At 68.4% G+C, this 10,815-nt stretch carries 11 protein-coding genes and 1 riboswitch; of the genes, 8 read left to right on the top strand and 3 right to left on the bottom strand.

The features are described 5' to 3' along the window. Nucleotides 1-67: 67 nt before the first annotated feature. Nucleotides 68-180: riboswitch (SAM riboswitch) on the top strand. A gap of 37 nt (nt 181-217) precedes the next feature. The 6 genes from AB5L97_RS19030 (at nt 218) to AB5L97_RS19005 (ending at nt 5,891) form a co-directional block, all read left to right on the top strand. Then, the gene (locus AB5L97_RS19030; protein ID WP_369045878.1) at nt 218-703 is read left to right on the top strand and encodes a flavin reductase family protein; all 486 of its coding nucleotides are present in this window, start codon (nt 218-220) and stop codon (nt 701-703) included. 94 nt (nt 704-797) lie between these two features. After that, nucleotides 798-1,811 carry an ABC transporter substrate-binding protein gene (locus AB5L97_RS19025; RefSeq protein WP_369045877.1) on the top strand — a complete coding sequence of 338 codons (1,014 nt, stop codon included), beginning with the start codon at nt 798-800 and terminating at the stop codon, nt 1,809-1,811. Nucleotides 1,812-1,814: 3 nt separating this feature from the next. Next, complete coding sequence (locus AB5L97_RS19020; protein ID WP_369045876.1) at nt 1,815-2,687, top strand: ABC transporter ATP-binding protein; 873 nt, start codon at nt 1,815-1,817, stop codon at nt 2,685-2,687. Next, on the top strand, nt 2,687-3,577 hold the full coding sequence (locus AB5L97_RS19015) for an ABC transporter permease (protein ID WP_369045875.1): 891 nt from the start codon (nt 2,687-2,689) through the stop codon (nt 3,575-3,577). The genes AB5L97_RS19020 and AB5L97_RS19015 overlap by 1 nt, the downstream gene beginning before the upstream one ends. Before the next feature lie 32 nt (nt 3,578-3,609). After that, nucleotides 3,610-4,545 (top strand): TauD/TfdA dioxygenase family protein, encoded by a 936-nt coding sequence (locus AB5L97_RS19010; RefSeq protein ID WP_369045874.1) that lies wholly within the window; start codon nt 3,610-3,612, stop codon nt 4,543-4,545. 2 nt (nt 4,546-4,547) lie between these two features. Next, entirely contained in the window at nt 4,548-5,891 is a 1,344-nt protein-coding gene (locus tag AB5L97_RS19005) for an LLM class flavin-dependent oxidoreductase (protein ID WP_369045873.1), read from the top strand. Nucleotides 5,892-5,976: 85 nt separating this feature from the next. Here AB5L97_RS19005 and AB5L97_RS19000 read toward each other — a convergent pair whose 3' ends face one another. Then, the gene (locus AB5L97_RS19000; RefSeq protein WP_369045872.1) at nt 5,977-7,437 is read right to left on the bottom strand and encodes an aminotransferase class I/II-fold pyridoxal phosphate-dependent enzyme; all 1,461 of its coding nucleotides are present in this window, start codon (nt 7,435-7,437) and stop codon (nt 5,977-5,979) included. Between the two features lie 174 nt (nt 7,438-7,611). Here AB5L97_RS19000 and AB5L97_RS18995 point away from each other — a divergent pair, with 174 nt between their 5' ends. Together AB5L97_RS18995 and AB5L97_RS18990 are read left to right on the top strand one after the other, a co-directional pair. Next, nucleotides 7,612-7,893, top strand: coding sequence for a hypothetical protein (locus tag AB5L97_RS18995; protein ID WP_307956333.1), 282 nt, complete (start codon nt 7,612-7,614; stop codon nt 7,891-7,893). A gap of 722 nt (nt 7,894-8,615) precedes the next feature. Then, a complete protein-coding gene (locus AB5L97_RS18990; RefSeq protein WP_369045871.1) occupies nt 8,616-9,314 on the top strand; it encodes a hypothetical protein in 699 nt (232 codons plus the stop codon). A gap of 105 nt (nt 9,315-9,419) precedes the next feature. Here the strand turns inward: AB5L97_RS18990 and AB5L97_RS18985 are convergent, their stop codons facing one another. Together AB5L97_RS18985 and AB5L97_RS19770 are read right to left on the bottom strand one after the other, a co-directional pair. Continuing rightward, a complete protein-coding gene (locus AB5L97_RS18985; RefSeq protein WP_369045870.1) occupies nt 9,420-9,899 on the bottom strand; it encodes a nuclear transport factor 2 family protein in 480 nt (159 codons plus the stop codon). Nucleotides 9,900-9,967: 68 nt separating this feature from the next. Further along, nucleotides 9,968-10,783 carry an ArsA-related P-loop ATPase gene (locus AB5L97_RS19770; RefSeq protein ID WP_423246808.1) on the bottom strand — a complete coding sequence of 272 codons (816 nt, stop codon included), beginning with the start codon at nt 10,781-10,783 and terminating at the stop codon, nt 9,968-9,970. Between the last annotated feature and the right edge of the window lie 32 nt (nt 10,784-10,815).

The raw sequence follows: 10,815 nt of genomic DNA, 5'->3' as shown, positions 1-10,815 counted from the left end.
ACGCCGTGGGTCGTTGTTACGTAGGGGCATAGACGGGAACAGACGGCTCTCGTAGATTCGGCCTCAGGATCAAGAGTCCCGGCGCAAAGCTCTGGCTGGTCGGGCGGCAACCCTCTCCCGTAGTGGGGTGCCCCAGATGAGGATCCGGCCGCGGTGTTCCATCCGCGGCAAGTACGGCGTCCCGAATCGGGCGTCCGGGGGATTGCTGAGGACCACCATGACCGTCACCACTGTGCAGCACGCCGTCAGCGGGGCAGAGCTCCGCCGGACCATGGGGCACTGGGCCACGGGCATCGCCGTCATCACCACCTCGAGCGAGGGCACTCCGGCAGGGCTTGTGAGCAACTCGTTCGCATCCGTCAGTCTCGACCCGCCGCTCGTCTCGTGGGCTGTGGACCGGCGGTCGTCGTCCTTCGAGATCTGGAACACCACCGACCATTTCGCAGTGCACCTCCTGTCCGAGTCGGACCGGGGCCTCGTGCAGCGTTTCGTGGCGAAGGGGCCGGAGAAGTTCGCGGGACTGGCTTGGGAACCCGGGGTCCTGGGCTCACCCATAGTGGCCAACGACGTCCCGCGCCTTGAGTGTCGCCTCTGGCAGCGAGTGGACGCGGGGGACCACGTGATCCTGATCGGCGAGGCAGTCAGCGTCTCCGAGCCGCAGAGCTTCCGCCCCCTCACCAACCACGCGTACTGGGCCAAGTAACCGGCCCAGCCTCTCTCTTCCCTTTTCGCGCGGGGATTCCCGCCGCGTACCTATCACCCCTGCCTTTGTGCACCCAAAAACCCGAGGAAAACCCATGAAGAAAAAACTGACCTCCGTTGCCGCAGCCGCGGTCGCGGCCGCTCTTGCCATGTCCCTTTCCGCCTGCTCCGGCCCCGCCGCCGCCACGGACGGAGGGCAGGAGGCCACCGAATTGCGGTACCAGGGTTCCGCGAACAACGTCACCCTGCCCGAGATCGCCCAGGATCTTGGCTTCCTCGGCGACGTGAAGCTCACCTGGGTGGGGAACACGACGAGCGGCCCGCAGGACATCCAGTCCGCCGCGACTGGCCAGACGGATTTTGGCGGTGCGTTCACCGGTGCCGTGGTCAAGCTCGTCGAAGCCGGCGCGCCCGTGAAAGCGGTCGTGAACTACTACGGCGAGGATGAGAAGACCTTCAACGGCTTCTACGTCAAGGACGACAGCCCGATCCGAACCGCCCGCGATCTGATCGGCAAGGAGGTCGCTGTCAACACGCTCGGCGCGCACTCCGAGGCCGTCATCGACACCTGGCTGGAGAAGAACGGACTCTCACCAGAGGAGATCAAGCAGGTCCAGTTGGTGGTCCTTCCGCCGAATGACACCGAGGAAGCGGTCCGGCGCGGCCAAGTAGACGTCGGCGTGCTGGGCGGGGTCCTTCAGGACAACGCCATTGCGGGAGGCGGCCTGCGCTCTCTCCTCAGCGACTATGGGCTCTTCGGTTCCTTCGCGGGCGGACAGTACGTGTTCCGCAGCGACTTCGTCGCCAAGAACCCCGACACGGTGCGGGCGTTCACGACAGGCGTCGCCAAGGCCATCGAATGGGAGCGCACCACGCCGCGCGAAGAGGTGATCCAGCGATTCACCCAGATCATCGATAAGCGCAACCGCGGCGAGAGTACCAAGAACCTGAAGTACTTCAAGAGCGTCGGCGTCCCGAACGCCGGGATCATCACCGATGCGGACTTCACCCGCTGGGACACCTGGCTCAAGGAGACCGGGATCGTGAACGGCCACATCACGCCGTCCAAGTACTACACCAACGACTTCAACGCGCTCGCGAAAGGATGACCCATGACGCCGAAGATCAGCCTGCGTGACGTCAGCCAGCACTTCCCGGTCCGCGGCGGCGGGGCCCTGACCGTGCTGGACAGCCTCACCCTCGATGTCCGTGAGGGCGAGTTCCTCACCCTGGTCGGGCCGAGCGGCTCCGGCAAGACCACGCTCCTCGACCTGCTCGCCGGCCTCACCAGGCCCACCTCGGGTGAAGTGCTCGTGGACGGCAAGCCGGTGACGGGTCCGGGCCGCGACCGAGCCGTCGTCTTCCAGCAGTACGCGCTCTTCCCCTGGCGCACCGCATCCCAGAACGTTGCGATCGGGCTCGAGGGGACGGGGCTGGGCAGGCGCCAACGCGCAGAGAAGGCCAGCCACTACCTCGCCCTCGTCGGTCTCACCGGCTTCGAGGACCGCTACCCGCACGAGCTCTCGGGCGGCATGAAGCAGCGCGTGGCGATCGCCCGAAGCCTCGCGTTCGAACCCGACATCCTCCTCATGGACGAGCCCTTCGCCGCCCTCGATGCCCAGACCCGCGAGCAGCTCCAAGGCGAACTGCTCAGGATCTGGCAGGCCACGGGCAAGACCATCGTGTTCATCACCCATGGCATCGAGGAGGCGGTCTACCTCGGGCAACGGGTCGCCGTGCTCAGCTCCCGTCCCGGGCGCCTCAAGGCCGTGGTGGACATCCACCTCCCGGCGTACGACGACGAGGCGGACATCCGCTCGCACCCCGCCTTCGTCGAGTATCGCCACCGCGTCTGGAACCTCCTCCATGACGAAGTCCGCCGCGCCCAGGAGGCTGGCCATCGGAAGATCCGTCCCGACGGCTCGGCTCCCGACGAGCCGGCCACGACCCCGCTGATCCCCGCACGCGAAAGGAGCCTCGTCTGATGTCAGCCCTCACGTCGCCAGCCCTGACGGCCAGTGCCCCCGCTGCGCCCGAACCCAGCACTGCCCCGGACACGCCGCCTGCCAACCGCCCAGTGGCTGCCCCAACGCTCAGGCGGGCCGTCGCCGTCGCCGTTTCCGGTATCTGGAAGTCCGTGGCGATCGTCGTGTTCCTGCTCCTATGGGAAGTGGGGCCGCTGTGGTTCGCCCCGCCCTCGACCCGCGTCTTCCTCCCACCCCTGCACGAAGTCCTCGCCGCGGCGTGGAAGCTCCTCGCCAACGGGGCGCTCGGGACGCACCTCGTCGCGAGCCTGACGCGCTCGGTCGCGGGATTCGGCGTCGCCGTCGTCCTCGGGATCACGGCTGGGCTGCTCATCGCCTGGTACCGCCCGGTGAGCACCTTCATCACGCCGCTGCTAGAAGTGTTCCGCAATACCGCAGCCCTCGCGCTCCTTCCGGTGTTCACTCTCTTGCTCGGGATCGGCGAGGAATCGAAGATCACGATCGTCGCGTACGCCGCCTTCTTCCCAGTGCTGCTCAACACCGTGGCCGGGGTTCGGACCGTGGACCCGCTGCTTGTGCGGGCCGCCCGCTCGCTTGGCCTCTCGCACCTCTCGCTGTTCCTCAAGGTCATCCTGCCCTCCGCGGTGCCAACGATCTTCACAGGCATCCGCATGGCCGGCACGGCATCGATCCTCGTGCTCATCGCGGCGGAGATGGTCGGGGCCAAGGCCGGGCTCGGGTACCTGATCGTCAACGCGCAGTCGAGCTTCCTCATCCCGGACATGTACGCGGGCATCCTCACTGTCTCGCTCCTCGGCCTCGCCGTGAACACGCTCCTCGTCGCGCTCGAGCGCCGCTTCTCGCGCTGGCGCGTCGAGGCCAACGCCTGACCCTGCTCTTCCCACTCTCGAAAGGACCTGCCATGACCAGCACAGCCATCTCCACCCGCCTCGCCTTCACCAAGCTCGGCGCGCGCATCGGCGCCGAGCTCCGCGGTCTCGACCTCAGCCATAACCTCTCGGAGGAGACCGTCCGCGAGATCCGCGGGGCCCTCAACGAGCACAAGGCCCTCGTGTTCCGCGAAGCCAACATCCGCACCGACGAGGACCAGGTCCGCTTCGCATCGCGCTTCGGCCCGCTCACCAAGGCCCACCCGACCGTGGCGTCCGTGGACGGAGCCGAGAACGTGCTCCCCGTGGACAGCGAGGACGGGTCGGCGAACACCTGGCACACGGACGTCACGTTCGTGCTCAACCCGCCGCAGGCCACCACGCTGCGCAGCATCACTGTGCCGTCCTACGGCGGCGAGACGCTCATCGCATCCTCGGCCGCCGCCTACGAGGACTTGCCGGCGGAGCTGCGGAACTTCGCCGACACGCTCTGGGCCATCCACACGAACGACTACGACTACGCCGTGCCGAAGAACCTCGAGCACGCCACCGCCGAGGAGCGCCGCAAGGTCTTCACCCGCGTCAAGTACCAGACGGCCCATCCTGTGGTGCGCGTCCATCCCCTCACCCGGGAACGGGGCCTCTTCATCGGCGGCTTCGCCCAGCGTCTGCGGATCGTGGGTCTCTCGAACACCGAGTCGCGCGACATCCTGCGCCTGCTGCAGGCCTACATCACCCGGCCGGAGAACGTGGTCCGCGTGAACTGGGAACCGAACCAGCTGGTCCTCTTCGACAACCGCATCACCCAGCACTACGCGCCCTCGAACTACGACGGCCAGCCGCGCAAGCTCAACCGGGTCACGATCGCCGGGGACGTCCCGGCCGGGATCGACGGGAGGACCAGCCAGTCGATCGAGGGCGACTCCTCGCACTACTCGGAGGTCGTCTCCACCGGGGCGGTGGCCTGAGCATGGGTGAGCAGCTGCACCTGAACGCGTTCCTTATGAGCACGGGTCACCACGAGGCGTCGTGGCGGCTCCCCGAGAGTGACCCGTTCGCGGGCACAAGCCTCGCGCACTTTTCCCGTCTGGCCCAGACCGCGGAGCGGGGGAAGTTCGACTCGGTGTTCTTCGCCGATTCGCCCGTGCTGTGGGGTTCGGTGGAGCGGCGCCCGCCCGGTGCCGTGGAGCCTACCGTGCTGCTCGCGGCCCTCGCGGCCGTGACAGAGCGGATCGGACTCATCGCGACCGCCTCGACGAGCTACAACTCCCCGTACAACCTCGCCCGCCGTTTCGCCTCGATCGACCACCTCTCGGGCGGCCGGGCCGGCTGGAACGTCGTGACCACCGCAGGGGCCGACGCCGCGCGGAACTTCGGGCTCGATGACCAGCCGCTCCACCGCGGCCGGTACGAGCGCGCGGCCGAGTTCCTCGAGGTGGCCTCCAAGCTGTGGGACTCGTGGGAGGACGACGCGATCGTCGCCGACAAGGAGGCGGGGATCTGGGCCGATGCCCGGCGAGTGCGCGCCGTCGAGCATTCCGGTCGGCACTTCTCGGTGTGGGGTGCGCTCGACATCCCCCGCTCCCCGCAGGGGCGCCCAGTCATCGTGCAGGCCGGCTCCTCCGAGGACGGCAAGGACCTTGCCGCCAACCACGCCGAGGCCGTGTTCACTGCCCAGCAGACCCTCGAGGAAGCCCAGGCGTTCTACAGCGATCTCAAGGCGCGCACGGCCGCCGCTGGGCGCGACCCCGACGGAATCAAGATTCTTCCGGGCATCGTGCCCATCCTCGGCGCAACCGCGGAGGAGGCGCTCCGGCGTGAGCGGGAGCTGGATGAGCTCATCCGCCCCGAATTCGCGAGGGACGAGCTCGCCAGGACCCTGCGCCTCGCCCCGGGGGACCTCCCCTTGGACAGGGAGCTTCCAGCGGACCTCCCCGACGAGGACGAGATCGAGGGTGCGAAGAGCCGCTACACGCTCGTCGTGGACCTGGCACGCCGTGAGCGGCTCACCGTGCGCCAGCTCATCGGTCGCCTCGGCGGCGGCCGAGGGCACCGGACCGTTGCCGGCACACCGGAACAAATCGCGGACACTCTTGAGGCCTGGTTCCGGGACGGGGCCGCCGATGGCTTCAACGTCATGGCGGCGGCCCTGCCCGCGGGGCTTGACGAGTTCGTGGACCATGTCGTGCCGCTGCTACAAGCGCGCGGCCTCTTCCGTGAGGAGTACGCGGGAACAACGCTGCGCGAGCACTACGGGCTACGGCTGCCCGCGCCCCTAATAAACGCCGCAGGCGGCCTTTCGCGCGTCTCCTGACCCCTCACCTCCACCGAGCGCTGGCCACTCGGGCAGGTCCCCGGCGGGCACTGCTCCTTGCAGCTGCTCCCCGTGTGGTTGCGGGCTATTTCTGGAGGACGCGGATCGTTGTGAGGGCCGGGTCGGCGGGGTCGGGGAGAACCATGCCGGCCCGGAGCCCTGACTCGAGGTAGTCGATGACCGCCGCGTTGATCACCTCTCCGGGGACAATCGCGGGGATGCCGGGCGGGTAGGGGGTGATCTGCTCGGCGGCCACCCGTCCGACGGCTTCGGCCGTGGGGACGTCTTCGGTGGGGCCGAAGAAGGCGTCCCTTGGAAGAACGGCGGTTTCCAGTTCCAGTTCGTGTGGAGCGGGCAGCGCGACTGGTGGCGGCGGCGTCATGGTCGGCGCGGCGTCGGCCAGAGCTCTGAGGGCGTCCGTCAGCCTGGTGGCCGTGGCTTCGTCGTCGGCCATCGAGAGCGTGGCCATGATGCGTCGATGGTCGCTGAGGCCCATGTCGATCCTGTGGGTATCCCGCAGCCAGTCCGCGGCCTGGTATCCGCTGATTCCGAGCCCGGAGAGGTCTATCAGGACCTGCATACGGTCCAGGTCGTGGGAAGATTCCACAGCCAGCAGCTCGTCCTCGAGCACATGGAATCCGGGCAATGCCTCGATATCCGTGCGCAGCCGGCGGGACAGCGCCAGGGCATTTCCCAGCAGCTCCGCCCCGTGCTGGACCATCTGGCGCCGCCAGCCGTCGATCGCCGAGTACAGGATCGAATTGGGGCTGGTGGTCATCAGCAGGTCCGCGCAGGCGGACAGGTGGGCCGGGTCGACCAGGTCTCCCTGGAGGTGGTAGACCGAGCCCTGCTCGAAGCCGGCGCCCATCTTGTGGACGCTGACAACGCAGATGTCCGCGCCGGCGTCCATCGCCCACGTCGGCAGGTCATCGTGGAAGGGCAGATGCGCGCCCCAGGCCTCGTCGACGATCAGCGGCTTGCCCCGGTCGTGGCAGACGGCGGCGATTGCGGCGATGTCTGCGCAGGTCCCGTACGGGGTCGGACTGACGATCAGGCAGCCAGCCGCGTCCGGGTAGCGGTTCCACATCTGCTCGACGTCGGCCGGGGAGGGCGGGTGCGCGAGGTGCAGTTCCGGATCCCAGCGGGGCTGGATCCAGCGTGGCTGGATGCCGGAGAAGACCAGCCCGGCGACGATCGACTTGTGCGCGTCCCGGCTGACCAGGAGGTCGCCCTTTCCTGCAGCGACGGCAAGGACCGCCGCCTTGACCGAGAGGGAGCTGCCGCACGTGGAGAAGAAGGCCTGTTCCGCCCCCACGGCCTCCGCCATAAGCTGTTCGGCCTTCTTCAGGTAGCCCCCCGACGAGGAGCGACTGTCCAGTCCTGCCGAAGCCAGGACATCCGATCGGAACGTCTGCTCGCCCAGCACGGCACGGACCCGTGGGTCGGCCCCGTGGCCTTGACGGTGGCCCGGTGGGGTGAAGCCGTAGCGGTCCAAGCGGTGGTACTCGGCCAATGCATCTACGAGGGGTGCCTCGTTCTGGTCCATCGTCCCGTTCTACCAGCAGGCCCACCCCGCGCGGGAGCCCCCGGGCCCCGAAGACGTTCCGTGCCTGCGACATCGAGCGTCCTAGGGTGTGCACTGACCGGCTTAGGGCCGGCGTGCTCTCGATGCCGGGACTGGGGGCTGACCGGACACCGCACCGTCGTCTACCTTGGTGGCATGGCCATAGAGCAGGGTAAAGAGCAGAGCGGGGAACAGCCGCCCGCAACCGGACAGAGTGCGCCGGCGGAGGACGTGCAGGGCAGTACAAGGGGGCTGATCATTGAGCTCGCCCAGACCGAGAACGCCATCAGGAACACGGCCGCTGCCGGGGATCCCACCGAGACACTGGCCGAGCGCGAGGACGACCTCCTTGCCGAGCTGAACCAGCATGGTGTCGGATTCCGTGCCGTGGCCGGACAGGACGCTGCCGCAGCCGGCCAAGAAGGGAACAGCGTCTAGAGAACCTGATAGAGGACGCGACCGGGGCACCAGGGCCCGTGCCACCACCCGCGCAAGCGCCAGCCCTCCTTCGAGCTGTCCCCATGGATGGCATCGATGGCAGCAGGAAACCCAGCCTGTCCGACCTTCACGGCCTCACTTGGGGGGCTCGATCCGGGAACTCCCCGCCCACGTCGCCCGGGCCTCAGCTACTGCTGCCGCGGAGTCGGCTCATCCGCTCCAGGTGTCCCCGGCAGCCAGACGTGCCGCCTCTGCGCGGGCGCGGTCCTCGTCGAGACCGGATTCCATCAGATCTGCCAGGATCCGGCCGTGCCAAGAGAAGTGCGGAGGCTCCCATGTGTCCGGCAGCGAGGCGTGTCGGGTGCGCGCCGGGGGCGGCGGCGATTCGGCGCTTGAGCGCGAGAGCAATGCCGTGCGGCTGCTGCGGGGTGTTCGGGGGTTCATGGCTGCCGCCTTGGGATCGGAGGCCCTCATGGCGTCCTACCTCCATGATGGACCTACGCCCGCGCCGGGGACCCTTGAAGGGCGTGACAGTCTCCTGACACGGCACGTTGACCGTCTCGTGACACCCCGCGGCGCAGTACCGACCCGCTCCCCCAAGAGGTACGAGCCTCTTGCACATGCAACTGTGCTGCGCCAGCATTGGCTCCAGCGACGGCAACCCCGTGAATCCGGATGCCGCGGAGGATGCAGCAGGGAGGGTGCGCGGCACAGTGAGCGGGATGCGTTTGAATGCCGGGCATCTGGAGGTTCGATCCCGGCCGGTGGGCTTCGTCGGACTCGTCGGCGCCCTGTTCTTTGGGTTCTACTTCGGCGTTCCCGCGCTCTTCCCCCGCATGGAGGCGCTTGTGTACTCGGCCCGGCCGGTCACCAGCGAGGTCCTGGCGGTTGGGGCCCAGTACGATCAGTTGGTCGAATTCGGCACCTGGCTGCAGGCCACCGGTGCCACGCTGTGCGTCGTCTTCTTCATCGGGCTGCTGTTCATCTCCGCATCGAACGGCACCCTCGCCGCCTACACGGTCCTGCTCGGCTCGGCGGTGTTGGTCGCCTTGGTGCTGATGGAAGGCGTGTTCACCCTCACATGGGTCAGTGCCTCCACGGCCGGCGTCCCGGAGAGTGCCCGGGCCGGCTACGACCTGATGTCACGATTCATCCAGGTCTTTCCGCTGGTGCCGGCGCCGGCGGTCTACCTGCCGCTGGGCGTGATCCTGCTGCGAAGCCGCGTTCTCCCGACATGGCTGGGGTGGGCGGCGCTGGCTCTCGGCGCTGCGTTCCTCCTCGTCGGCCTGCTCGAGGTATTCATCCCGTTCGCGCAGGCTTTCGCCGCCGGACTCGCCGGCCTGCAGGACCTGTGGATCCTGACAACGGCGATCATCCTGATCGAACGGCCGGCCCCGAAGCGCAGCAACCCGCCCGCCTGACCGGACGCCCCGAGCTATATTGCTGCTTCGGGTCGCGGCTGATCCGGGCCAGTGGGCCGGTGCGCCCGGCGATAGCCGGTGGTGTGCCAGAGGACGGGCGGGGGGTCATGGCCCCTTGTCGGCTCCCAGTTCTTCGTCGCCGTGTCTGTGGACGACCTTCCAATTACCGTCCTCGCGGCGGTAGACCTGCGTTACCCGCAGGACGTATTGACGAGGCTCGCCGTTGACGATCGTCGACGTGATCTCGCGTTGGACGGTGTATGCCAGGTCACCGCTCGCATCCGCCGCGATGAGCTCGACTTCGCTGGACGTGGCTTGGGAGAAGGCCTGCGCCAGCTCTCGGAAGACCTCGCGCGCGCCTGCCGGGTCCTCGGCGTTGCGCCACGCGCCGAAGAGCGTCACCGGTGCCCGCTCAGACCACGTCTCGAACCTCGGCCCAGCATCACCGTTGTGGAGCGCAACCTCGGCATCCCGCCAGGCGGTGTCGAACCAGCGCAGGAATTCGTCGCGATCGCCCATGGTGGCATTCAACCCGCGGCCGGGATGACGCGCAAGGCCTGCCACGGCGAACACGTTCAGGTTCATCGCACTGTCCTCACGCACGGCTGAGGCGGAACTGGGCCGCCGGCATCAAGGCCGAGCCCCCAGCGGAATCAGGCGTGCTGGGCGATGGGCTCGGTGAGGGCTCCCAGCCGCCCGATACCCACCGGCTCCTGGGCCAGGAGGGGTACGATCGCCAGCCTGTCCGCAAGGTCCTGCACGCGTTCGATCTGGTCCCTTTCGCTGGCCGCGCGGGCGCGGAGGAAGGCCGACTCGGGACGCGCGGCGGCGATAGAGTTGTTGACCACCCAGGCCCACGGGTGGATTCCGGCCCGTTGAAGGTCCTGCTGGAGCGCGGTCGCCTCGAGCACGGGGGTGGTCTCGGCGAGGGTGACGAGGATGACCTTCGTCTGGGTAGGGTCCTGCAGGCGCATGAGCGGGGTAACGTACCCGACGCTGCCTTCGCCCATCTGCCGGGTGACCTCGCGGTGGTAGGAGCCGGCGGCATCCAGGAGCAGCAGCGTATGCCCCGTGGGGGCGGTGTCCATGACGACGAACTTCCGCCGGGCGTCGTGCACGGCGCGCGAGAACTGCTGGAACACCGCGACCTCTGCGGTGCACGGGGACTTGAGGTCCTCGGCCAGGGCCGCCCGCCCGGCGTCGTCGAGGCTGCGGCCCTTGGTCTCCATGACGCGGCTCTGGTACTGCTCGAGGGCAGCCGCAGGATCGATCCGGGCGACGGCGAGCCGGTCGGCGCTCCCGCTGAGGGTCATGTCCAGGTGTGCGGCGGGGTCCGTCGTCGTGAGCAGGACCTCATGCCCGCGCCCGGCGAGGGCGATCGCGACCGCGGCGGCGACCGTCGTCTTCCCGACGCCGCCCTTGCCCATGCACATGACGAGTCCATGGCCGTCGGCCTCGATTTCGTCCACGAGCGCGGTCAGGGGCGCGTCCGGGAGCGGGA

The sequence above is a fragment of the Sinomonas sp. P10A9 genome, from assembly GCF_041022165.1.
Lineage (GTDB): Bacteria > Actinomycetota > Actinomycetes > Actinomycetales > Micrococcaceae > Sinomonas > Sinomonas puerhi.
Note: the sequence above shows the minus strand (reverse complement) of the source record. Positions and strands in the feature narration are given on the sequence as shown.